The sequence below is a fragment of the Massilia antarctica genome, assembly GCF_015689335.1.
Taxonomy (GTDB): Bacteria; Pseudomonadota; Gammaproteobacteria; order Burkholderiales; family Burkholderiaceae_D; genus Telluria_A; species Telluria_A antarctica.
Genome location: NZ_CP065053.1, coordinates 3,441,023 through 3,464,789 on the forward strand (window position 1 = coordinate 3,441,023; position 23,767 = coordinate 3,464,789).

General features: G+C 61.4%; 22 protein-coding genes. 11 read left to right on the forward strand and 11 right to left on the reverse strand.

The features are described from left to right. The first annotated feature begins 171 nt into the window (after window positions 1-171). A complete protein-coding gene (locus IV454_RS15475) occupies window positions 172-849 on the forward strand; it encodes a hypothetical protein (protein WP_206092157.1) in 678 nt (225 codons plus the stop codon). A 317-nt stretch (window positions 850-1,166) separates the two neighbouring features. On the opposite strand, the gene IV454_RS15480 is transcribed toward IV454_RS15475, so the two are convergent. The 3 genes from IV454_RS15480 to pgi all read right to left on the reverse strand — a co-directional run bounded on the left by IV454_RS15480 (window position 1,167) and on the right by pgi (window position 5,177). Next, window positions 1,167-2,465, reverse strand: a complete 1,299-nt coding sequence (locus IV454_RS15480; RefSeq protein WP_206090816.1) for an IS4 family transposase — start codon at window positions 2,463-2,465, stop codon at window positions 1,167-1,169. A 172-nt stretch (window positions 2,466-2,637) separates the two neighbouring features. Further along, on the reverse strand, window positions 2,638-3,534 hold the full coding sequence (locus IV454_RS15485) for an SMP-30/gluconolactonase/LRE family protein (RefSeq protein ID WP_229522265.1): 897 nt from the start codon (window positions 3,532-3,534) through the stop codon (window positions 2,638-2,640). After that, window positions 3,534-5,177, reverse strand: coding sequence for a glucose-6-phosphate isomerase (gene pgi / locus IV454_RS15490; RefSeq protein WP_206092158.1), 1,644 nt, complete (start codon window positions 5,175-5,177; stop codon window positions 3,534-3,536). The genes IV454_RS15485 and pgi overlap by 1 nt, the downstream gene beginning before the upstream one ends. A gap of 275 nt (window positions 5,178-5,452) precedes the next feature. Here pgi and edd point away from each other — a divergent pair, with 275 nt between their 5' ends. Genes edd through IV454_RS15505 form a run of 3 tightly spaced genes read left to right on the forward strand, consistent with a single transcriptional unit; the run spans window position 5,453 to window position 8,241 of the window. Further along, window positions 5,453-7,369 (forward strand): phosphogluconate dehydratase, encoded by a 1,917-nt coding sequence (edd, locus tag IV454_RS15495; RefSeq protein WP_206092159.1) that lies wholly within the window; start codon window positions 5,453-5,455, stop codon window positions 7,367-7,369. Next, complete coding sequence (gene eda / locus IV454_RS15500) at window positions 7,366-7,989, forward strand: bifunctional 4-hydroxy-2-oxoglutarate aldolase/2-dehydro-3-deoxy-phosphogluconate aldolase (RefSeq protein WP_054266789.1); 624 nt, start codon at window positions 7,366-7,368, stop codon at window positions 7,987-7,989. The genes edd and eda overlap by 4 nt, the downstream gene beginning before the upstream one ends. Window positions 7,990-8,037: 48 nt before the next feature. Further along, the gene (locus IV454_RS15505) at window positions 8,038-8,241 is read left to right on the forward strand and encodes a hypothetical protein (RefSeq protein ID WP_181002748.1); all 204 of its coding nucleotides are present in this window, start codon (window positions 8,038-8,040) and stop codon (window positions 8,239-8,241) included. 4 nt (window positions 8,242-8,245) lie between these two features. Here IV454_RS15505 and IV454_RS15510 read toward each other — a convergent pair whose 3' ends face one another. After that, window positions 8,246-9,208 carry a YxiH-YxzG fusion protein gene (locus IV454_RS15510; RefSeq protein ID WP_206092160.1) on the reverse strand — a complete coding sequence of 321 codons (963 nt, stop codon included), beginning with the start codon at window positions 9,206-9,208 and terminating at the stop codon, window positions 8,246-8,248. A 179-nt stretch (window positions 9,209-9,387) separates the two neighbouring features. Between IV454_RS15510 and IV454_RS15515 the strand changes: the two genes are divergently transcribed. The 6 genes from IV454_RS15515 to IV454_RS15540 all read left to right on the forward strand — a co-directional run bounded on the left by IV454_RS15515 (window position 9,388) and on the right by IV454_RS15540 (window position 16,335). Next, on the forward strand, window positions 9,388-9,909 hold the full coding sequence (locus IV454_RS15515; protein WP_229522266.1) for a Rhs element Vgr protein: 522 nt from the start codon (window positions 9,388-9,390) through the stop codon (window positions 9,907-9,909). Window positions 9,910-10,117: 208 nt separating this feature from the next. Further along, a complete protein-coding gene (locus tag IV454_RS15520) occupies window positions 10,118-10,618 on the forward strand; it encodes a hypothetical protein (protein WP_206092161.1) in 501 nt (166 codons plus the stop codon). Between the two features lie 216 nt (window positions 10,619-10,834). Continuing rightward, window positions 10,835-13,132 (forward strand): type VI secretion system Vgr family protein, encoded by a 2,298-nt coding sequence (locus IV454_RS15525; protein ID WP_229522267.1) that lies wholly within the window; start codon window positions 10,835-10,837, stop codon window positions 13,130-13,132. Continuing rightward, the gene (locus IV454_RS15530) at window positions 13,129-14,352 is read left to right on the forward strand and encodes a DUF2169 family type VI secretion system accessory protein (protein WP_206092162.1); all 1,224 of its coding nucleotides are present in this window, start codon (window positions 13,129-13,131) and stop codon (window positions 14,350-14,352) included. The genes IV454_RS15525 and IV454_RS15530 overlap by 4 nt, the downstream gene beginning before the upstream one ends. Next, a complete protein-coding gene (locus tag IV454_RS15535; protein ID WP_206092163.1) occupies window positions 14,318-15,958 on the forward strand; it encodes a hypothetical protein in 1,641 nt (546 codons plus the stop codon). The genes IV454_RS15530 and IV454_RS15535 overlap by 35 nt, the downstream gene beginning before the upstream one ends. Further along, entirely contained in the window at window positions 15,955-16,335 is a 381-nt protein-coding gene (locus IV454_RS15540) for a hypothetical protein (RefSeq protein WP_206092164.1), read from the forward strand. The genes IV454_RS15535 and IV454_RS15540 overlap by 4 nt, the downstream gene beginning before the upstream one ends. 118 nt (window positions 16,336-16,453) lie before the next feature. Here IV454_RS15540 and IV454_RS15545 read toward each other — a convergent pair whose 3' ends face one another. From IV454_RS15545 to IV454_RS15565, 5 genes are read right to left on the reverse strand one after another with little or no spacing between them, the layout of a single operon-like run. Then, on the reverse strand, window positions 16,454-16,780 hold the full coding sequence (locus IV454_RS15545; RefSeq protein WP_206092165.1) for a hypothetical protein: 327 nt from the start codon (window positions 16,778-16,780) through the stop codon (window positions 16,454-16,456). A gap of 5 nt (window positions 16,781-16,785) precedes the next feature. Further along, window positions 16,786-18,009 carry an ABC transporter permease gene (locus tag IV454_RS15550; protein WP_229522268.1) on the reverse strand — a complete coding sequence of 408 codons (1,224 nt, stop codon included), beginning with the start codon at window positions 18,007-18,009 and terminating at the stop codon, window positions 16,786-16,788. Beyond that, entirely contained in the window at window positions 18,006-18,770 is a 765-nt protein-coding gene (locus IV454_RS15555) for an ABC transporter ATP-binding protein (RefSeq protein ID WP_054266798.1), read from the reverse strand. The genes IV454_RS15550 and IV454_RS15555 overlap by 4 nt, the downstream gene beginning before the upstream one ends. Beyond that, window positions 18,770-19,978: an efflux RND transporter periplasmic adaptor subunit gene (locus IV454_RS15560; RefSeq protein WP_206092166.1), complete on the reverse strand. Its 1,209-nt coding sequence runs from the start codon at window positions 19,976-19,978 to the stop codon at window positions 18,770-18,772. Before IV454_RS15560 ends, IV454_RS15555 begins: the two co-directional genes overlap by 1 nt. A 58-nt stretch (window positions 19,979-20,036) precedes the next feature. Further along, window positions 20,037-20,309 (reverse strand): hypothetical protein, encoded by a 273-nt coding sequence (locus IV454_RS15565; RefSeq protein ID WP_206092167.1) that lies wholly within the window; start codon window positions 20,307-20,309, stop codon window positions 20,037-20,039. 127 nt (window positions 20,310-20,436) lie between these two features. Here IV454_RS15565 and IV454_RS15570 point away from each other — a divergent pair, with 127 nt between their 5' ends. Then, a complete protein-coding gene (locus IV454_RS15570) occupies window positions 20,437-20,904 on the forward strand; it encodes an Lrp/AsnC family transcriptional regulator (RefSeq protein WP_167088837.1) in 468 nt (155 codons plus the stop codon). Window positions 20,905-21,045: 141 nt separating this feature from the next. Here the strand turns inward: IV454_RS15570 and sbcB are convergent, their stop codons facing one another. Both sbcB and IV454_RS15580 read right to left on the reverse strand, forming a co-directional pair. Beyond that, window positions 21,046-22,494 (reverse strand): exodeoxyribonuclease I, encoded by a 1,449-nt coding sequence (sbcB, locus tag IV454_RS15575; RefSeq protein ID WP_206092168.1) that lies wholly within the window; start codon window positions 22,492-22,494, stop codon window positions 21,046-21,048. A gap of 245 nt (window positions 22,495-22,739) precedes the next feature. Next, window positions 22,740-23,705, reverse strand: a complete 966-nt coding sequence (locus tag IV454_RS15580; protein ID WP_206092169.1) for a GGDEF domain-containing protein — start codon at window positions 23,703-23,705, stop codon at window positions 22,740-22,742. Between the last annotated feature and the right edge of the window lie 62 nt (window positions 23,706-23,767).

Genomic DNA, 23,767 nt, shown 5'->3' on the forward strand with positions numbered 1-23,767 from the left:
GGCATTTTGCCGTGCGACGTTGTTCGCAGGTATATTACTCAACAGAATCGATGCCATTGGGAAGTGCATCGATCACCCGAAAGCGACTAACTCAATAGGATGGCTATGAAATACTTGGTGATTGCAGCGTTTTTTTGCGCCGGACCGGCGTGTGCGGGCGGGTTGGAGGACATGAAGGCGGCGCTGGCGCTGTTGCAGGGGCAGGGCACGCTGCGCGCGGCGTACGAGGTGCGCGAAACGCTCACGGAATTCGATGCCAAGCCGCTCAAGGGGCCGGAAACGGTGATGGCGGCGGCGCAGGTGGTGGACGATCCGGCCGGGCTGGAGATCCGCTGGGACCGTGGACTGCTCAAGCGCGCGGCGGACGAGGCGAGCGTGGCGAAAGGGGCCAAGCGCAAGGAGGCGTTGTCGCAGCTGCTGGCATCGAGTTCCGCGCCGCGCCTGGCGGTGGCGGTGAATTATGCGCCGCGCTTGTTGCAGTCGCTGGCGATCAGCCAGTTCAAGTCGGAGCGCGCCGATACCTACCAAGGCAAGCCGGCCAGGCTGGTGGAGTTGGTGATGACGCCCCAGGAAGAGATGAACCAGAACGTCAGCATCAAGAACAACACCATCGAAGCGCGCTTCTGGCTAGGGCCGGACGGGGTGCCGCTGGCGGCGGTGACGAATCACACGATCAAGGCCAAGCTCATGGTGTTCTTGTCGTACGAGAAGACCACGAAGGAAGAGTTCACGTTCGGGGTGGTGAACAACCGGCTGGTGGTGCTCAAGCGCGAGATGCAGGGGAAGGAGAAGGGGCCGGGGACGGAGAACGAGTTCAAGTATTTGTATACGATGACGCCGAAGTTGTAGCGGCCGTAGTCCCCAGTGGCGTCGTCCCCATAGCCACCGTCGTTGCCGTAACCACGGTCGTTCCCGCGCAGGCGGGAACGCATGCGTTCCCGCCAAGTTCGTGCTGTAGTTGCGAGCGCTGAGAAACTTGGGTCCCCGCCTCTCCAGGAACTAGTCTTTGCCGCTAATTTGAGCAGCTTTGCGACTCCAAACCTCGAAACCGTCGCTCCCGCGCAGGCGGAAACGCATGCGTTTCCCCCATAGCACCGTCGATATACGAATGTGCTATGGATTCCCGCCTGCGCGCACTGTCGTCCGGAATAATTTTCTTGACGCGCTCACGAGAAGAGGCATCCTTGAATTTCTGCGAATTCGTGCGCCGCTTGTCGTCGTCGGCGATCATGTAAATCTTCGGTGTCCGTACGTTGAAATAGGGTTGCGCGGACGAAGCAAAGGCAATCCCACAGGGTCCGTTTCACACGGTTGGACTCGTTGAACAGTGCAACCAACAAATAACTGATGAGAGCGGTAAGTATCTGAATCCGGACCGCGTTTTCAGATCGTCCGAGGAACTGCTTGATCTTGAGGTGCTGCTTGATCCATTTGAAGAACAGCTCGATTGCCCAGCGCTTTTTGTAGTGCTGGGCAATTTCCATGGCACTACTGTCGAAGTCGTTAGTAGCCAGAACGATGGGCGTATCTTTGTTCGGCCGCGCCACGATGACACGGCGCAAAGGCTTCCCAAAGTAGAGATTGATCCGTTTTCCGCCGAGCCGTTTGTGCTTGAAAGTAACGATTTCGTCGCTGAGCACGATGTGCGCATCATCAGCAGGGATGTCCGATTTCTGCAGGACGTTGACAGCGGCGTTGTTCTTGAAACGAGTAACAAAGCGCGCGTTGGCCTCGTCAATGGATTTCCACCAATTGAAATCGCAATAGCCCTTGTCAAATACATAGAGCGCGTTCGCTTCGAGCGGTACGTCAACTGCCCGTTCAACGTCATTGACGTTGGGGTGGCTAATGTCGTGCCAGACAGGGATTGCATCATGGGCATCATACAAAACGTGCAGCTTCAAGCCTTGCGTATTGCGAGTGCTATTCTCGGGCGTCCACCTCTCAAACTCCCGTCCCTTCAACGTCAACGAGGTGGAGTCAAGCAAATACATCAGATCATTGCTTTGCTGGCGCAGCTTACGCGACACCTTCCCCATCAACCAGGCAGCGGTATCACTAAACACCGTGTCAGATCGATTCTCATTGGCGTCAGCCAAGGTGGAGCGCTTGATCGCTGACGTACCAAGATGGTAGTGATGCGCGACATGACTGTTGAAGCCAGTCTCCAGTGGTCGCAACCCCTTCGCCTCACTGATCTGCGCGTAGAGCATGGCAATGAGATGATCCCAATGCCCGAACTTCTTGCAATATTTGTCGGCATTGTGCCGTTCGACTAGTTGAGCGAAGGTTCCTCGCGGGAGCCCCTTCATTAAACGCTGAAAAGTAGTTATGCTGAACATGTTGCAGGTTTGGTTTTTAAGTTGGCAAACAGAGGTTAACCCTCGTAAACCAATACCTGCAACCCTTTTAACGTTGTCAACCCACTTTATTCCGGACAGCAGTGCGCCTGCGCGGGAAGTCATTTCTGCCAATGGCAGGAATGACGGAGCTTAGGTTAGCGCCATTTGGAAGCGCCCTCGCACTTTGCACAGTTCCAAGAGATTTGAGGAGTTTCATAGAAACTGGGACCTGCGCGGGAAGTCGTTTCTGCCAATGGCAGGAACGACGGTTTTTAAGCTAACGTGAAAGCGTAGGTCATGGCTGGTACGCGTATTCCTCGCGCCCCGCCACATCCACCCGCAGCGACAACACGTGTCCATTTAACGGATAGCTTTCGCGCTCCGCTTCCGGCCGTCCGTGGCTGGCGCTGGTCACATACAAGGTGCGCAGATCGTCGCCGCCGAACGCGATCATGGTCGGGCACTTGACCGGCAGCTTCACTTCGCGCAGCAGCTCGCCCGACGCGGCAAAGCGCAGCAGCCGCGCCCCTTCGAACATGGCGCACCAGTAGGCGCCTTCGCTGTCGACCGCCGCGCCATCGGGCCGGCCGCCGTAGTCGTCCGCCTTTTTATCGGCCGAAAACAGCTGGAAGGTCTCGCGCGCCTTGGCCTCTCCGCTGGCCGCATCGAAGCGATAGCGATCGATCCGGTGGGCGGCGGTGTCGGCGTGATACATCGCCTGCCCGTCCGGCGTGAAACCGAGTCCGTTGGAATTCATCATTCCGCCCGACCATTTGAGGCTGACGACGCCTTTCTCCAGGCAGAACATCTGCGCCGCCTGCTGGTCGCGCGGTTCGTAAATGGTGCCGACCCAGAAGCGCCCGGCCGGATCGACCCGGCCATCGTTAAAGCGGGTGGTGGCGGTGTCGTACGGCGCGGCGGCGATGTCCGTGATGTCGTTGCTGGCCGTGTCGAGGTGCACGAAGCCGGCGCGGGTGGCCACCACCAGGCCGCCGCCGGCGTGGATGGCCAGCGCCGCCGGCTCGCTCGCCATGCGCCACGAGCGGTGCGCGCCGCTGCCCGGGTGCAGCGCATGCACCGTGAAGCCACCGATATCGACCCAGTACAAGGTCTGTTCGCCGGCATGCCAGAGCGGGCATTCGCCCACCAGCATCGGGGTGTCGTGGACGACGGTAAAGGTGTCGGTATCCATCACACCGCCGCCCTGGCCATGGCGATCAGGCCGTTGGTCGAACTGTCGTGCAATTCCGGCTGCGGCTCGCCCGTCAGTTCGGCCTCGATCTTCTTGGCCAGCACCTTGCCCAGTTCGACGCCCCACTGATCGAAGCTGTTCACGTCCCAGATCACGCCCTGCACGAAGGTCTTGTGCTCGTACAGCGCGATCAGGGCGCCCAAGGTGTACGGCTTGAGGTACTCCATCAGGATCGTATTGCTCGGGCGGTTGCCGGGGAAGGTCTTGTGCGGCGCCAGCGCTTCGATTTCGGCCAGCGACAGTCCCTGCGACTGCAGGTCGACGCGCACCTCGTCGATGGTTTTGCCACGCATGAACGCTTCCGACTGGGCGAAGCAGTTGGCCAGCAGCGCGGCGTGGTGGTTTTCCAGTTCGTGCGCGGGACGCAGCGCGGCGATGAAGTCGATCGGCGTAACGTCGCTGCCCTGGTGCAGCAGCTGGAAGTAGGCGTGCTGGCCGTTGGTGCCGCAGTCGCCCCAGATCACCGGGCAGGTCGGCGTGTCGACCGGCTGGCCGCCCTTGGTCACGCGCTTGCCGTTGCTTTCCATGTCGAGCTGCTGCAGATAAGCCGGGAAGCGGTTCAGGTCCTGGTGATACGGCGCGATCGACACCGAGGCGCAGCCGAGGAACTGGCGGTTCCAGAAGCCCACCAGCGCCAGCAGCACCGGCATGTTGGACGCCAAAGGCGCCTGCTGGAAGTGCTGGTCCATCGCATGGGCGCCGGCCAGCAGGTCGCTGAAGTGGCCGAAACCGACGCACAGCGCCACCGACAGACCGATCGCCGACCATACCGAATAGCGTCCGCCGACCCAGTCCCAGAACGGGAACATGTTGGCCGGGTCGATGCCGAAGGTCTTGATCGCTTCCGTGTTGGTCGAGACGGCGACGAAGTGGCGCGCCAGCGCGTCTTCGGGCGCATGTTGCAGGAACCAGGCGCGTGCCGTCTGCGCGTTCATCATCGTCTCGGTGGTGGTGAAGGTCTTGGAGGCGATGATGAACAGGGTCGTTTCGGGATTGACCTTGCCGAGCGCGGCGTCCATGTCGTGGCCGTCGACGTTGGAGACGAAGTGCATGGTCAGGCGCGGATGCGCGTACTGGCGCAGCGCCAGGCAGACCATTTTCGGTCCCAGGTCCGAGCCGCCGATGCCGATATTGACGATGTCGGTGATCGGTTTGCCGCTGTGCCCAAGCCAGGTACCGGCGCGCACGGCGTCGGTAAAGATGCGGACCCGGTCGAGCACCGCGTGGACGTCGGCGTTGACGTCCTGGCCGTCGACCACGAGCGCGGTGCCGCGCGGGGCGCGCAGGGCGGTATGCAACACCGCGCGCCGCTCGGTCAGGTTGATGCGCTCGCCGGCGAACATGGCGTCGCGCTGGGTTTCGACGCCGCGCTCCTGCGCCAGGTCGACCAGCAGTTCAAGCGTGCGCCCGTCAAGTCGGTTTTTTGAATAGTCTAGGAACAAACCCGCCGCGTCGACAGTCAGTTTGGGGAAGCGTTGCGGGTCGGCGGCGAACAGGCCGCGCAATTGCCAGTCTTCGGCTTCGATCGCGTGCGTTTCGAGGGCCTGGAAGCTGGCGGTGGAGGTAAGGGCAGGCTGGCGCATTGGTGCTCGCTGTTCGGTTGGTTAGAATCGGGTGCCGGCCGCGCGGCCAGCGCATCGAAGAAGATTATCGAATAATACAGAAATTCACGTAAATTCACTACAAAAAATTGACGGCCACGAGCGGTGGCGACGCCGCATAATGGATGTTCCCGGGTCGCTTTATCGGCTGTGAAGTGCCAATTGACGATTGAATTGAGTAAGCCGGACGAGCAGAATGTACGGTATTTGCCAATTTTGTAGTAAAATTTCACGAAATAAATTCATAAGGAACGACCATGGCGTTGCATCCCGTAGTTGAATCGGTCACCAAGCGCATCATCGAACGCAGCCGTCCTTCGCGCGCGGCGTATCTGGCGCACCTCGACGCGGCCCGCGTCGACGGCCCGCAGCGCGGCGCGCTGTCGTGTACCAACCTGGCGCACGGCTTTGCCGCCTTCCCCGCTAACGACAAGCTGCTGCTCAAGCAGGTGAAGAAGCCGTCGGTGGCGATCGTCTCGGCGTACAACGACATGCTGTCGGCGCACCAGCCGTTCGAGCACTTCCCGGCCATTATCAAGGATGCGGTGCGCGAGGTCGGCGCGGTGGCGCAGTTCGCCGGCGGCGTGCCCGCCATGTGCGATGGCGTCACGCAAGGCCAGCCGGGCATGGAATTGTCGCTGTTTTCGCGCGACGCCATCGCCATGGCGACCGCGATCGCGCTGTCGCACAATATGTTCGATTCGGCCGTGTACCTGGGTGTGTGCGACAAGATCGTGCCGGGCCTGTTGATCGGCGCGCTGCACTTCGGCCACCTGCCGGCGGTGTTCGTGCCGGCCGGGCCGATGACGACCGGGATGTCGAACAAGGAAAAGGCGCGCATCCGCCAGCTGTACGCGCAGGGCAAGGCCACGCGCGAGGAACTGCTCGAATGCGAGTCGCAGTCGTATCACGGCGCCGGCACCTGCACCTTCTACGGTACCGCCAACAGCAACCAGATGCTGATGGAGATCATGGGCCTGCACATGCCGGGCGCCGCCTTCATCACCCCGGGCACGGCGCTGCGCGACGGCCTTACGCGCGCCGCAGCGCAGCGCGCGGTCGCCATTTCGCAGCAGGGCGGCAGCTACACGCCGGTCGGCCAGATCGTCGATGAAAAATGCATCGTCAACGCGGTGGTGGGCTTGCTGGCCACCGGCGGCTCGACCAACCACACCCTGCACCTGGTGGCGATCGCCAAGGCGGCCGGCATCGTGATCGACTGGAACGATTTCAACGAACTGTCGGCCATCGTGCCGATGCTCACCCGGATCTACCCGAACGGCGACGCTGACGTGAACCACTTCCAGGCCGCCGGCGGCCCCGGTTTCGTGATCCGTGAACTGCTCGACGCGGGCCTGTTGCACGACGACGTGACCACCATCCTGGGCAAGGGCTTGCGCGCGCACTGCTTTGAACCGTTCCTTGATGGCGAGAAGGCGATCTGGAAGGAACTGCCCGCGCTCACCGGTGACGACAGCGTGCTGCGGCCTGCGTCGGCGCCGTTTGCGCGCGACGGCGGCATGATCCTGGTGGCCGGTAACCTGGGCCGCGCGGTGATGAAAATCTCGGCGGTCAAGGAAGAACACCGCATCGTCGAGGCGCCGGCGCTGACCTTCAATTCGCAGGAAGACTTCATGCACGCCTACACGGCGGGCAAGCTCGATCGCGACTTCGTGGCCGTGCTGCGCTTCCAAGGGCCGCGCGCCAACGGCATGCCGGAACTGCACGCGCTCACGCCGGCCTTGGCCAACCTGCAGGATGCCGGGCGCCATGTGGCGCTGGTGACCGACGGGCGCATGTCGGGCGCGTCGGGCAAGGTGCCGGCGGCGATCCACGTATCACCTGAGATCCTGGCGGGCGGCCCGCTGGGCCTCGTGCGCGATGGCGACATCATCCGCCTCGACGCCACCACCGGCACCCTGGAAGCGCTGGTGCCGGCCGCCGTGTGGGCCGCGCGTTCGCAGGCCACGGCCGACCTGTCGTCCAGCCATATCGGCATGGGCCGTGAATTGTTTACGATGTTCCGCAATGCGATCAGCGAAGCGGAGAAGGGTGCCACCACCTTCCCGCTGCCGTCGCCGATTCCCACCACCGTGTCGCTGCACGACACCGCCGACATTGGCGACACCGTGCCCGGCTCCGACGAAGACTTTTTGATCAAGAACCCAAAATGACCATGACCCTACTCGACATCATGCGCTCGGCGAGCGTGATTCCCGTGATTGCCATCGACGATCCAGAGCACGCGGTGCCGCTGGCAAAGGCGCTCGTTGCGGGCGGCATCCGCGTGCTCGAAGTGACCTTGCGCACCGCGCACGGCCTGGGCGCGATCCGCGCGATGGCGCAGGTGGAAGGCGCGATTGTCGGCGTCGGCACCCTGACGCAGGCCGACGAATTCGCGGCGGCGCGCGATGCGGGCGCGGTGTTCGGCGTTTCGCCGGGCCTGACCCCGGCCTTGATCGAGGCGTCGCGCAAGAGCGGCCTGCCGCTGCTGCCTGGTGTGATGACACCGTCGGAAGTGATGGCCGCGCGCGAAGCGGGCTTCCGCCAGCTCAAGCTGTTCCCGGCGGTGCCGGCGGGCGGCGTGGGCATGCTCAATGCAATCGGTGGCCCGCTGCCGGACGTGACGTTCTGCCCGACCGGCGGCATCTCGATCGAGACCGCGCCGCAGTTTTTGGCGTGTAAGAACGTGGCCTGCGTGGGCGGTTCCTGGCTCACGCCGAAGGATGCAATCCTGGCCGGCGACTGGGCCCGCATCACCGAGCTGGCCAGAGCCGCTTCCGCGCTGCGCTAAGGCTTGGCTGCCGTGCGGGCGCGCTGGTGCGGCAAACCGGGACGTCCCATGACGACCGGCGAAATTGCGATGGCGTCGGCGCTGTTCGGCGATGCCATCGATTATGTGCAGGTACAGGTGCACGCGCGCCGCTACCTGCCGTTCGGGCTGCAGCCGAAGAGCTGCGCCATGACGCCCAACGGGACCATCTACTTCGCCCCATCCTGCTGCCTGCCCGACTTCTCGGCCGGCAGCGCGCATGCGCGTCACTAATGAATCAGCCGCGGCCCCGCGTTGCGAGGACGTGTTTCAAATCGATTTCGTAGAGAACCGCGTCGTCTAAAACGTAGAGTACCGCGCCCCTCCCAATCGTTTTGAGAGGCTTCACAGCGACGCCGTCGTCACCGATCAGTTCGAATTCTCCTATCACCATTGAAGTGCCATCCGGGTCAAGGCGAACAAGCGTGAACGAGTCGCGCTTGTCGTAGCCACCGGCAAATAGAACGTGTGCACCGGCGATGGCGAATGCATTGCTACCCGAGACGGAGACGTTCCACGTCGAGGCGATGCGCTTCTTGTGTAAATGGACGAGCGGAAAATTCGTGTAGTAGCAGCACCATACATCGTCTGCGCTCGCCACGTTCAGCGCATAGCAATCGATGATCCGGTCTACTGGCCAGACAGGGTCGTACTCGTACACTTTTTCACCCAGTTCATTCCAGGCGACCAAACCGGCGGCGCCCACTGGAACGGGCCATCCGTAGTTTCCTAAAACTCCTTCGTCGAAGTAGGAAGCCCAGATTTCGCCATGCCTGGTCGTTTGGATGGTTTCAAGACCATCGCCGAGTAGAAACTCTCTAAGGAAGGAACCGTCTCGCGAATAGACGCGCGCATTCAGGTCGACATCATCTTCCCGCCTGTACTCCGAGCGCGAACACGCTAGAAGGAGGTCGTTTCCCAGTGGCTGGATAGTGTGAATGTTGAACCGCTCACCGTGAATGGGAAGATCGAGTTCGAGTTCGCCCTGGCGGAAGACCAGGACACGGTAACGCTGCGGCGAATCCGGAATGATTTTCGCGAAGGATGCGAATGCGTTATCCTTTGTACGGTGGTCCAGCGTGTCAAGGGCGAGAAGGACGTACACATCTCCGCCCGGCCCTACGTTGAATGTGATGAAGGTATATTTACCAATCGCTTCCTTCAGTGTGTACGAGAGGGTCGGGAGAAGGACTTTTTTCATGTATTGGGAAGGGATGGATTCCGGCTTCTGGCTAAGCGCATCGGTTGCGCGGTGAATGCAGGAGTAGTGTTCAGCCTTTCATAGTAGCTCAGTATCCGCAAAACCCAACAATGGACACAATGCTTTCTCAGCACCGTGGGTCGCACCGTTACCGAACACTCACCGCAGGCGAAATCGCGATGGCATCCCTGCTGTTCCGGGATGCCATCGACTACCGGCGCGTGCGCATCCACAGCCGGCGCTATATGCCCTTCCAGCCGAGTAACTGCGCGATGACGCCGAACGGCCACCTGTACTTTCATGCGTCCTGCTTCCTCGACGACTACGCTCACGCATCCGTCAGTAACCGGCATTGGTTCCTTCATGAAATGGCGCATGTATGGCAGCATCAACTGGGATACGCGGTGCGCCTGCGGGGCGCGGTGCGCATCGGGCTGTCGTACGACTACGATCTTGCACCGGGCAAGACACTGGCGGACTTCAACATGGAGGCGCAGGGCGATCTGCTGGCCGATTACTTCGCACTCAGGCACCTGAGTTCAGCGGTATCGATGCGCCAGCAGCGCTACGCAGACAGCCTGCCACTGTATGAAGAGGTACTGGCTGGCTTTCTCGCTGATCCGGCCAGCGTGGCGAATCTGCCGCGCGATTATGGCCGCTGCGTGCTGCATTTGAAGCGACTGGCAAGACGCAAGGTCTAGTCCCGAATCTGAGGGGCTTCATCGTGCGTTCATCGGTAGGGCAGCGTAGCGGGCATCTGCCCGGACAGCATGGCGGCTTGTAAGACAAATACCTTGACGCTGCGTCAAGTCCCACACGGCGTTACCGTATGTGCTGAGTCAACACTGCGCGAAGCCAGCCCTCTACTCTTGATGTTTATTTACCGCATCTTTTCCCGAGGGGTGTTTCATGCGGCCCAGCCTGCAGATCCTGTGTAGTTTCGTCGCGCTGACGTTCAGCGCGGGCGCCTGCGCCACCCCCCACATTGGCGAACTCGATGTCCGGCAAGGCACTGGTGGCGTACCCTGCTTTACGGTCTTCCAGAAGGATGAGCTCCTGTTCGGCTCGCCGGAATTCCGTTCAATCGGCGTGACCGATGTGACGGCTGGCGGGCACACGCTCATGTGGGCGATGGCGATCCCGCCGGAGCGGGCGTTTCCGGTGACGTTTCGTTTGTGCATACCGTACGCGGGCCGGTTGCCGGTCTTGCCGAAAACCTCAGCCTTGCCGCTGCTGCCGGGCAAAGTCTACGAAGTGTTGATCGATATCAAGCCCCCCATGCTAGCCACGGCGCCGCGCGCTTACCGCGCCAGGTTTTGCCTGAGCGGGAAGGCGGGCGGCGGGGTGCAGCTGCGCACGCTCAACAGCGGAGCAGTCGACGGCAAGGGCCGTCCAGGCTGCGGCGCCTAGGAATCCGAACCGGGCGTCGCCCGCCAAGGTCTTGTCACTGCGCAGTGCCAGCCTTAATTTAAAGAGATTTCGCTTTCCTCGCAACACCCTCTGCGCGCCTTCGCCGGGTTTCGTCACCTCTCTGCGCTCGCTCAACTCCGCCTTGCTTTCGTTCCTCTACTGTCGGTTGAAGATTCCAAGTGGAAATATCTTCAACCGACCAAAGTGGACTGGGACATGCCGACTATTTCCTCTTCTGATTGCTTGCAACACATGGTGAGCGAGCGCCAGCATGACCGCTTGTTGCGCTTGTCATTTCCCCACGATGACGGACCCCTTGCGCAGTTGCTCGTTAATCAGCTTCATGCGTCGGAAGGATTGTCCCGGCCATTCGAGTTTATCGCCGAACTGTTGTCGGACGATCCAGGCATCCCGCTCAAGGAAGTCCAGGGGAAGCTTATGTGCATCGCGCTGGTGCGCAAGGATGGCAGCTTGCGGTATTTTTCGGGGCGAGTATTTGGTTTTTCCCTGAAACGTGTCGATGGCGGCATTTCATTTTACGAAGCGCGCCTGGCGCCGTGGTTCAAGTATCTGAGCCTGCGCAAGGATAACTATCTGTTTCATTACACCACCCTGTATGAGCAGGCCCGGAGCATTTTCGGGGACTACGCGAACCTGGCCGATTGGGATTGGCGCGTGCAGGGGGCGAGCGGCGTGATGACGGATTGCTGCCAGTTCGACGAGACCGACAGCAATTTCCTGGAACGGCGTTGGGCGGCCGCCGGCATTTTCTATTGGTTCGAACACAGCGCCACTGGCCATACGCTCGTGTTATCCGACGATTCGTGTGCCGCTCCTCCGATTGACGGCGATCCGGAGATTGCCTTCCAGCGTCATGGCGGCGCGGTCGAGGAAGACGGCATCGGCGAATGGTCGCCGGGGCGGCAGGTCACGCAAGGCAGCATCGCGCTGGCATCGTACGACTTCAAGTCGCCGCAGCCTGCGCTGACGGCTTTGCCGACATGTCATCGGCAAGGCGAGGTGCTGCATGTGGAGTCTTACGAATACACGGGCGCGTTCGGCTTCAAGGATGGAGGGGACGCCCGCTCGGTGGCTCAAACCCGCATGGAGGCGCTGGAAGCGGCTGGCAAAAGCTTCAAGGGTGCCGGCAACAGCCGCCATGTCATGCCGGGCCGCTGGTTTCGTCTTACCGGTCATTTCGACCGGGGGGCGATGGAGGACGACGAGCAAGCCAGGGAATTTCTCATCGTCGAGGCGATTCACAGCGCGAGCAATAACTACCATGTGAGTTCGACCGCGCCGTCCCATTACGACAATGAACTGGTGTGCGTACGAAAAATCGTCCCCTGGCGCGCTCCCCGCAGCCATAACAGCAGCGAGACGAAAATTCACGGCATTCAGACGGCTACCGTGGTCGGCCCCGCCGGCGAAGAAATTCATACCGATATGTATGGCCGGGTACGCGTCCAGTTTCATTGGGACCGTGCCGGGGGCAATGACGAAAAGAGTTCGGCCTGGATCCGGGTCGCGACGCCTTGGGCGGGTGAAAATTTCGGGATGGTGTCGATTCCGCGCATCGGGACGGAAGTGCTGGTGCAGTTCATGGATGGCAATCCGGACCGGCCGATCATCACGGGCATGGTGCCGAACGCGAATACCCTGCCGCCGTGGGCGCTGCCGGCCAATAAAACCCAGAGCGGCATCCTGTCACGCTCGACACCAGGCGGCAGCTACGACAACGCGAATGCATTGCGCTTCGAGGACAAGAAGGGGCAGGAGCAGTTATGGCTGCATGCGGAGAAGGATCAGCTGACCGAAGTTGAGCATGACGAAGATAAATGGGTCGGCAATGACCGGCGCAAGACGGTCGACCGTGATGAGACTAGCCATATCAAGCGCGATCGGAGCGAAACGGTTGATCGGGATGAAGCGATCACGGTGCACAACAACCGCACGGAACGGGTCGACCGTGACGAGCGTATCAGCATCGGAGAGAACCGCAGCGAAGACGTCGGCATTGACGAGACGATCTCCATCGGTCGCCATCGCAGCGAAACCGTCGGCAAGAATGAAACGATCAGCGTTGGCTGCAACCGCAGCAAGACGGTTGCTAAAAACGAGATGGACAAGATCGGCAAAAACTGGTCGATCAATGTCGCGCGCATGAAGACCGAGACGATCGGCATGGCATCCATGCAGAACGTCGGCATGGGCCGGATCGATACGGTGGGCATGGCCTACAACCTGAATGTCGGGATGATCATGGCGACCGTGGTCGGGAAGAGCCAGACGACCAAGGTCGGAAAGGTCGTCTCGGTGTCCGCGGGTGACAGGATAGAACTGGTATGCGGTGGATCGAAATTCGTCATGACGCCGGACGCGATTTACCTTGAAAGCAAGGACATCCATATCAAGGCGAGCGGCAAGGTCCACGTCGATGGGCCGGGGGATGTGCTTCTCAATTCCGGTGGTGCCGCAAGCGCGCCGGGTGACGATGGGGAGAAGGCCACATGATGGCGGCCGTCTGCGTGGAGGAGGTGCCCGCCAGCGACGCCGGGCTATGCGCCACCATCCATAATCATCTCGCCGTACCGCACTTCTGGTTTCAGCAATCCGGGCCCGAAGGCGAACGTCTCGATGTTCTGGTAGTGCGCGCCACCTTCGACTTTACCGCGCAGGGCGAGCCCATGACCCTGGCCGCGGAACAGCATCCCATCGTCGCCGGTGATGTGTACGCCGGACCGGCAGCCGCCGATCCGCTGCGCGCGGTGATTCAGGAAGATGGCGATCTGGTGCCGTATAAACCCGGCACGGACATCCTCGTCAGCGGCCGCGCACTGGCGCCCGGCGGGGTGCCGCATACCCAATGGGTCGCGGGAATCCGCGTCGGCGGACTCAAAAAACTGTTACGCCTGCACGGGCCGCGCCAGTTTCGCAAGCGGGTCTTTGGCTGGCGCGTCGGGCCGGCGTCGCCTGTGGAATCTGTATGCCTTGATTACCGGCTGGCGTATGGCGGCTGCATTGACGTGGGCCCTCAATTCACCGGCGATGGTGAACCCGGCACGATCCGACATTGCGCCAATCCGGCGGGAATCGGCTGGTTGCCAAAGCCCGCCGATTACAAGCATCTTGGCCGCGCGGGGCGCGCCTTCGTAGCGCACTGGGTGACTAGCCAGAAGGTGCTCGATGCTCCGCAAATCGAAGCCGCGCTCGATCCGGTCACGCATCCATTCCAGCATGTGCCGCCCCAGGGATTGGGGGCGATTGCACGCTGGTGTGCGCCGCGGGTGAATTATCAGGGCGAGTACGACGCGCGCTGGCGTGCCACCCGCTATCCGCTGTTACCGGAAAATTTCGATGCCCGCTATTTTCAGAATGCCCCGGCCGATCTGGTGGCGACCCCGCATCTGCGCGGCGACGAAAGCGTGACGATGATCGGCCTGCTGGAGGAAAGAACCGACATGGCGCTGCCCGGGTGGATGCCCATTGTCGTGGCCAGGCTTGCCGGTGGGAGCGATGTGGTCAGCGTGCCGCTGCTCGATACCCTGCGTTTCGACCTGGACCGGCGCCAGGTGTCGATTGTCTGGCGCACTCATTTCGGGTACGACGACCCGGTGGTGGACATTGCGATTGCTTCCACCCGATCTCGTGTGGGGGGCGTGGGCGATGAGCCGGTAGTGCAACCATTGAGCGGGGTGGATGATGGGTCTGGTCCGACATATCGCGCATGCTGATGGCTGGCTCGTTGTCGCCACGGAGCCTGATTTGTGCCAGGTGGGCAAATGCGTGGTGGCGTTCAGCAGCTTCGCACAGCTCGATTACAAGCACGCGGCGTCGCCGGATGTAAAAGCGCGGGGCACGCCGGTCTACCGCGTCGGCGATCTCTTCAAGAACACGCAAGCGAATGCGGGCGCGCATATTGTGTCCGGCACCTCGCTGTCCACGGGCTATGTCCAGATCCTGGAGGGCCATTCCAACGTCAAGGTCAACGGGATTGCTGTCGCGCGTCACGACAGCGCTTGCCGTATCAATTGCGACAGCGCGGGCATGGGCGGCGCGCGCGGGCAGGTCGTGACGATGACGAAAACCGTCGCGTCGCCAGCGGCGAAAGGCGCCGCTGCGCCGGCCGGCGCTCCAGCGCGTATCAGCAAGAAATTGCTGGCGCTCAAAGCGCTGCGGGAGAAGGTGATTGCAGGACGCCTGGATTTCGATGCGTTCGACGAGTTCGTCGATTTTGACAGGACCAATTCTGTGTTGGATGGCTGGATCGGCAAGATCCAGGGGACACCAGGAACGGTCGGTGATTGGGATGCGCAGCTCGGACGCGGTTTGCTCGGCGGTGCGAAGGACCTTGCCTTTGGCTTAAGCGAACTTTTCTACGAAGGGATGAAGGGTGTCCCCAAGCTGGTGCGCAGATTTAGCACGGTGGATGGCCAGCTGCTCGCGGCGCTTGATGAGCAGATACTTCTCGAAGAAATTAGTCTTGGCAATGTCAATACGACGAGTATCGCGCAGGATGCAGGGAAGTTTGCACAAGCCGTGGCCCGGCCTGTGACCAATCCATGGACGAAGGGGCAGTACGTTGAATCGATATCGCGGGGTGGGTTCGAGGTAATCACGTTCGGGTTTGGCTTGCTTAAAGCTGGACGTGCTGCGAAAGCGAAAAAGCTGTTGGATGCGGCTAAGGCCAAGGATGCGGCGGCAGGCGCTACGGCTGCCAGTGCTTCAGCTGCCAAAGGAGCAATCACACCGGCTTCAACAGGTGCACCGGCAGCTCGTGGAGGCGTCTATATTTCGCATGCTCCAAAGAGAGCGCGTCCGCCACCGAACGGATTTAGCGGGCCAGATGGCTACAGGACTTACGGGATTGTAGATAGCCCTCTGAAAAGTCCTGAAGGACGTAGGGTCGTCGAGTCGTACGCATCTCAAGGGTTCACGCCCGTGGAGGCGGCAGATAAAGCATCCAACTTGATGGCCAGTGGATCTAACCTACCTAAAGCAGTTGACTTGGTCGCGGGTGATTCCTTATATAAATTAGTGCCAGAGGGGGATATCCCAGGAAAATATTCAGCGTTCTTTGCTACAAAGGACGAAATTTCATCTTTGAAAGGGATGAGCTATGATCAAATTTCAGATCGTATCGGAATTCCTTTGGAAAGCCAGCAAACTCTACGCTTCGACGTTCATGAGGTTACAGCAAATAAGGCGATCACGGTATTTGAGTCGACGATTGCTCGGACTTCACAAAATGGGTATTTTCAACCAGGCGGAGGGATTCAGACACTGATCACCGACCGGAGTGCGTTTACGGCTCCCGTTTTAATTGGAAAATTACCATGAACATGACAAAGAGACGACTTGTTAAATTGATGGGAAACACTGGATTCTATGCGGAAGTAGACATTGTTAAACTCAAACGCCTTGCAATGGAATTGCTGAATTACATACAGATCAACATCAGCCAAGATGACGATGAGTATGAGATATGGAAGTGGGTGGTTCCCATGTGCAAGGCAGTTCTCGACGGTACTATTCAACTGCCTGTACCGTTTGTGGATTTGCCGCTTAATTATCCGATGCGTGAAGGGCTTTTACCTCCAGATTTCCAGAAAAAATTTTCGGAGTTTAGGGTTGCGGCATGTGCAATGATACTAAAATTCTCTGAGAAAATCATGATCGACGGTGTTGCGTATATGTACGCAGATTTTGAAGAATGAACTCGACTTGACAAGATATGCGTATGCCGATTTTGAGGAGTGAGCGCAGCACTGATACTCATTGATAGCGCAGGGGAAAAGCCGGCAGTCAAACCGCGCCGGTACATGACGACCGTAATTACTTCTGCCGGAAGTACTCAAACTCCACCAGCGCATCATCCGGCCAGCTCGCGTCGTGCAGCGGTACTACGTACGTCATTCCGTCCGGGCCAACGGCCCCGGCCGGGGCAGTCACGTTGCGCTCGCCCGCCACCATGCGATAGCCCGCCAGCGCGTGCTTGCTGTCGAAAGAGTCCAGCCCGGCAACAAACGCCCTGTACGTCTTGAAATCGGGATCGCGCAGCACGTTGACCTGCACCGTGTCAACTTCCTTGACAGCTCCAGCCTCCTGGGCGGGAGCGATGCCGGCCGCGAGCATCATGGCAATCAGGAATGGGAATTTCATCAAGTCTATTCGTAACGCAAACAATCGACCGGCAGCAGCCTGGACGCACGCCGTGCCGGGTAAAAACCAAAGAACACCCCCACCAGGCTGGAAAAGCCGCAGGCCACGATCACCGCGGACAAGGTGATCACCACCTCGAACTTGCCGATAGCGGTGATCGCCGCCGCCAGTCCCACGGCAATCGCAATGCCGATGACGCCGCCAGCGAGGCATATCACCACCGCCTCGGTCAGAAACTGCAGCAGCACATCGCGCGGCTTGGCCCCGATCGCCATGCGGATGCCAATCTCGCGCGTGCGTTCGGTCACCGACACCAGCATGATGTTCATGATCCCGATACCGCCCACCACCAGCGAAATGGCGCCGATCACGCCGAGCAGGGCGGCAATGCCGGCACTGATCTTGCCGGCCGTCTCCGCGAACGAGGCCAGGTTGTCGATGCGGAAGTCGTCCGGCTCCTCGAACTTGATGTGATGGCGGTCGCGCATGGTTTCGTTGATGTCTTCGATGGCATCGAGCAAGTTGCCGTCCGATCTGCCCTGCGCCACGACGTAATGCACATTGTCGGGGAAGGGGTTGCGGATCAGGTGGGCGCGGGCGGCGGTGATCGGCACCAGCACCAGTTCCGACAAGTCCGGCCCGTCGACCTGCTTGCCTTCGCCATGCAGCACGCCAACGACCTGGAAGGCGACGTTTTCGATGCGGATATATTTGCCGAGCGGGTCCATCTTGTAGAAAAACTGGTCGGCGACCTTGTGTCCGATGATCACGCTGCGCGAGGCGGCGCGCACGTCCGCTTCGCTGAAAACGCTGCCCAGTTCCATCTTCCAGTTACGAATCTTGAACATCGCTGGCGTTACCCCATGCACGGTGTTGGACGCCGTTTCATTGCCAACCGCCAGCTTGAAGCCGCCCTGCAAGGCAGGCGCCGCGCCGGACAGGCTGGACAGCGAATTCAAGGCAGCCGCATCGGCCAGGGTCAATGCGGGAGCGGCGCCGGCGCGCAGGCGCTGGGCCGCGGCGCGGTTGCCGCCCGGCGAAATGAACAGCATATTGGTGCCCAGCGCTTCGAGTTCCTTGCCGATGAAGCGCTGCATGCTGTCGCCCAGGGCCAGCAACAGCACCACCGAGGTAATCCCGATGATGATGCCGAGCATGGTCAGCGCGGTGCGCAGGCGGTTCGCGCTCATCGAGCGGAACGCTTCGATCACGACCTGGAAAAAATTCATGGTGCGCCCCCGTGCGCCAGGATCTGCTGCTCGTGGCTGAGCGCCAGTTCGCGCAAGCCGTCGGCGGCCGGGCCGTCATACAGCACGCGCCCATCTTTCAGGCGCATCAGGCGCTTGCTGTAGGCGGCGATGTCGGGCTCGTGCGTGACCAGCAGGATCGTGATGCCGCGTTCCACATTCAATTGCTGGAAGGAGCGCATGATCTCGACGCTGGTCTGGGTGTCGAGGTTGCCGGTTGGCTCGTCGGCCAGGATCAGCGGTGGGTCGCCCACCAACGCGCGGGCAATGGCCACCCGTTGCTGCTGGCCGCCGGACAATTGATTCGGCGTGCGTTTGGCGTACTCGGCCAGGCCGACCCGGTCCAGTTCGACCAGCGCCTTGGCATGCGCTTTGGCGCGCGACACGCCGGCGTAGATCAGCGGCAAGGCCACGTTCTCGGCCACGCTCATGCGCTTGATCAGATTAAAGCTCTGGAACACGAAACCGATGGTCCGGTTGCGCACGGTCGCCAGTTCGGCACGCGAGAGGGTCAAGGTATCGATGCCGTTGAGCAGGTAAGTGCCGCCGGTGGCCTGGTCCAGGCAACCGAAGATATTCATCAGGGTCGACTTGCCCGAGCCGGATTGCCCCATCACGGCCAGAAAGTCGCCGCGTGGCACCAGCAGATCGATGCCGAACAGCACCTGGGTTTCCATGCTGCCTGAAAAATAGCTTTTCGTAACCTGGCGGATATCGATCAGCGGCGTGTCCTGCGCCGGCATCAGAACTCGCTCTTGGCGCTGGCGTTGGCGCGCGTGATGACTTTATCGCCTTTTTTCAGTTCGCCCGACAGCACTTCGGTGTAGCGGAAGTTGGACAGGCCGATCTTGATGTCGACCGGTTTGGCAGCGTTCTTTTCGTCGAGCTTGTAGACCTTGAAGATGCGCGCCGTTTCGCTCTTGCTGCGGAAGGTGATGTCGTCATCCTCGGCCGGCGGCGGCACTGCGGGCGGCGCCTTGCCGTCGGCCTTTTGTTTTTTCTGTTCCTTGTCCAGCTCTTCATCGCTGAGACGGAAACGCAGGGCGGCCGTGGGAATGCGCAGCACGTTGGGGCGGTTGCCGACCACCAGGCGCACCTGGGCTGTCATGCCGGGTTTCAGCAATTCTTCCTTGTTTTCCACATCGAGCACGACGTTGTAGGTGACCACGTTTTGCACCACGTTCGCGGCCAGGCGGAACTGGCGCATGCTGGCCGCGAATTCGCGGTCCGGGTAGGCGTCGACCACGAAGTGGGCTGGCTGGCCATCTTTCAGCGCGCCGACGTCGGCTTCCGAGACGCTGGTGTCGATCTGCATCTTGGTCAGGTCCTTGGCGATCTGAAACAGGTTCGGCGTGGTGAAGGAGGCCGCCACAGTCTGGCCGAGGTCGATCGTGCGCTTGATGACGACGCCGTCGATGGGGGCGCGGATCACGCTGTTGTCGAGGTCGGCCTGGGCGCGCGCCAGTTGTGCCTCGGACAGCTTGATGTTGGCCTTGGCCACGTCCAGCTCGCGGCGCGCCTGGTCCAGGGTCAGGCTGGACACGTAGTTCTGCGCCACCAGCCGTTCGTTGCGCTCGAAGTTCGCTTGCGCCAGCCGCATCGAGGCCTGGGCCGAGGCCAGCCCGGCTTCGACCTGGCGGATCTGGGCATTGAAGATGGTCGGATCGAGTTTCAGCAGCACCTGGCCTTTTTTCACGTGATCGTTGAAGTCGGCCTTGAGCTCGACCACGGTGCCCGATACTTGCGAGCCGACATTGATCAGCGCCACCGGGTTGATGGTGCCGGTGGCCGTGACGGTCTGGGTGATGGTGCCGGTGTCGACCGGCGCGGCGCGGTAGCGCGACTCCGGGATGACGGGCGGTTTGGTCGAGTGCAGGTAGGCGGCACCGGCGGCGCCGGCGGCGAGCACAGCGATCAGGATGGCTACGCGTTTCCGGGTGAATAATGTCATGGGCTTCAACAAGTCTGGCGCGGCAGCGCGACGTTCTAGTGTCCGCCATTTATGCTAATTAGGCAACATGCATACGCGTAACTTTTTCGTACAAGGGGCAAATATCGGTGATGCCGATCACGTTGTACAGGCGCGCCATGAACAGATCGAGCAGGTCGGTGTCGGCGGCGCGCAGCTTCAGGAAGATGGTGTCGTCGGCGCCGCGGCTGTCGAGTTCGAGCGCGGCCAGTTGCAGCCCGCCGCGGCGCGCGATGGCGAGCACGGCTTCGAGGGTGTCCAGGGTGGTCGTCCTGGGGACGGAAAAACGCAGGGGGAGGTGGCTATCGTTCATGTCGAAAGGATATCCGGAGAGCGGCGGAATAGGCTTTCGAAGTGAGCGGAGTTTTCCGGTTTGGTGGAAGATTCTTCTGGTGACGATGTGATATCGTGGAATTCCTTCTTCTGGAATGCGAAAAGCCATGAATGCTGCCGAACTTGATGAAATTGACCGCAAGATCTTGCGCGAGCTGCGCCGCGACGGGCGCATTTCGAATACGCAGCTGGCCGAGAAAATCGGCCTGTCGGCCTCGCCCTGCTGGAACCGGGTGCGACAGATGGAAGAGGCGGGGGTGATCGAGGGCTACACGGTGCTGTTGAGTCAAAAGGCGCTGGGCGTGCCCGATACGGTGATGATCGAAGTGACCCTGGACCGGCATGACGACGATACCTTCGAGCGCTTCGGTCAGGCGCTGGCCGATATGCCGGAAGTGCTGGAAGCGTATTTGCTGACCGGGGAGTACGATTACCTGATCAAGGTCGCGGTGGCGGGCACGGCGGGGTACGAAGAGTTTTTGAGGCGCAGGTTGTACAAGCTGCCCGGATTGCGGCACAGCAGGTCGACGTTTGTGCTGAGGGTGATGAAGCGCAGTTATTCGCCGGAGCCGTAAGTGCGGCGTTTCCGCCCCGTCGGTTCCGCCATTGGCGGAACCGACTTCCCGCGAGAGTGTTTTCAGAGCGGCCGGCCGGCTGGACTTGTGTAGAACGGGGTAGCGCTGACGGTCACGGCGGCGATAACGACAGCGACGGAACTAATACCTGCTCGGTGCAATCGCCTCCGCATAATCGTACAAGGTTCCCAAAATTTCCTCCGCGCGCTCGTCGGCATCTTCCGACAGCGTATCGATCTCGGCAAACAATTGCTCGATCGTGCGCGCCCCGCCTTGCCCATCGAACAGCCTGGCGGCACGGTGCTCTTCCCACTGCTGCGCTTCCGCTTCGCTCAGCAACGCGGGGAAATTGCGCGCGCGGTAGCGGAACACCAGTTCCCCCAGCCGCTGGTCCTCGAACGATGGCCGGGCCTTGGCCAGCTTCTCGGGTGTTTCCGCCCGCAGCGACTCGAGCTTGCGCCGGTCGCCGTTGCCGATAAAGCCGCCATACAGATCCTCATCGACATCGACCGCTTCCAGCTCCCCCTGGCGCTGATACACCTGCGCCCACAAGGCGCCCATGTCCGGCCCGGCCGCCGCCACGGCTGCGAACGCGCGTCCCTGCTCGATATCGATGCCCCACTTGTCCGCCATGGCCGCGCTCAGGGTCTTGAGGTTCCCCACCAGCATAGGTGACTTGTTCAGGTGAATGCTCTTGATCGGCAAGCGGGTCACGCCCTCCGGCAAATCGGCTGTGCGCGTGAACATGCGCAGGCGGATGGTTTCCGCATCGAGCCCGAACAGCTCGGCCGGGTCATGGCTGCAATCCCACACCAGCACTTCATTCTTGTTGGTCGGATGGGTCGCCAGCGGCCACACCAGCCCGATGCAGCCGCGCTCGGTCGGGAACATGCCCGACACGTGCAGGAAGGGCTGGCGCTGCGGCGCCGCCAGATGCATGCCCATTTCCGACGCGACCTTGTCTTTCTTGTGCAGGGCCAGGCAAAAATCGAACAGCTTGGGCTGCCTGTCGCGGATCAGGCGCGCCAGCGCGATGGTGGCGCGCACGTCCGAGAGCGCATCGTGCGCCGCTTCGTGCAGCAAGCCGTTGGCCTTGGCCAGGTGCTCCAGCTTGAAGCTCGGCTTGCCGTCTTCGCGCAGCGGCCATTCGATGCCTTCCGGGCGCAGCGCGTACGTCATGCGTACCACGTCGAGCAAGTCCCAGCGCCCGCAATTGTGCTGCCACTCGCGCGCGTACGGATCGATCAGGTTACGCCAGAACAGGAAGCGCGTGATTTCATCGTCGAAGCGGATCGTGTTATAGCCGACCCCGATCGTGCCGGCCTGGCTGAAGGCCGCCTCGATGGTGGCCGCGAACTGGTGTTCCGGCACGCCTAATTCCAGGCATTGCTGCGGCGTGATGCCGGTGATCAGGCACGATTGCGGGTCGGGCAGGAAATCCGGCGCCGGCTGGCAGTACAGCATGATCGGCGCGCCGATTTCATTGAGGTTGGCATCGGTGCGGATCGCGGCGAACTGCGCCGGACGGTCGCGGCGCGGCTGGGCACCGAAGGTTTCGTAGTCGTGCCAGAGAAAAGTATGGGTGGTCATGGAACGTCGATCAATAAGTGGCGACCCCGGGGCCGTGTACACGCCGGGGCAGACCCTGGTGCGATTGATCCGTCATTCCCGCGCAGGCGGGAATCCAAGCTCTGGTGGCTAAAGCGGCTGGCCTTGGATTCCCGCCTGCGCGGGAATGACGGCTGGGGTGGCCGTCAAGCGCATCGGGGGCGGACCCATATGGTACACAGATTGGCGCCGCGCCGGGGCCTGGATTGCGCGCGCGGCGCGGCATGTCAGCGCGCGACGCGGTTGCGCCCGCCTTCCTTGGCGCGGTACATGGCCGCGTCCGCCGCAGCGATCAGGGCACTGTCGTCCATGCCCGCTTCCAGCATGGCCACCCCGAACGAGGCCGTGATGTGCGGCAGGGGAATGCGCATGTCGCGGAAGATCGGCGCTTCGCGCATGCGCGTGCACAGCCGCTCGGCCACCATCAGCGCCAGCGCTTCCGCGGTTTCGGGCAGGATCACCATCAATTCCTCGCCGCCGTAGCGCAGCGCGAAATCGGACGGGCGCAGCGCCGTCGAAATCACGTCGGCCGCCGCGCGCAGGGCATCGTCGCCGGCCAGGTGGCCGTGGGTATCGTTGAAGCGCTTGAAATGATCGAGGTCGAGCATCACCAGCGCCAGCGGCGTGCCGGCGCGGTGCGCGGTGGCGATCAGCTTGGGCAGCATGTCGTTCATCCAGGCCCGGTTGTACATGCCGGTCAAGCCATCGTTCATCGATAGCTGGCGATAAAATTCGCCCAGCTTCTGGCGCCGCCGCAGCAGCGCATTGGCGGCGCGGATACGAAATGACAGCAGGCGCAGCAGGTTGCGCGCCAGCCCGTTCGACTGGTCGATCAGCTTCCACACCAGTTCGCCTTCGATGAGCAGCAGCTCCGATTCCTCCAGCGCGCTGATCGAGGCCAGGTTGGCCGCTTCGTCCAGCACCGATTGCTCGCCCACGCTTTCGCCCGGCAAGATCTTGCTGACCGTGCCGTCGGCCATGCCGTTGCGCGTGTCGGCCTCGACCGCCAGCGCGCCGCGCAGCAGGATGTACAGGCGCGCGCGGTTGCCGTTCTCGACCGTCGTACCGGGCGCCAGCCGCACCACGGCGCAGTCGGCCAGCGCTTGCGCGATCTGCTCGTCGTCGATGTCGCGGAACAAATGCAAGTCCCGGATGGTGTAACTTGATGCAGCGAAGGTGCCGATCTGTTCCAAAATAGTCTCTCCGGTCAGGTATGCGCCGCCATAACGATTGGCGTTTGCATCATATCAGTGTT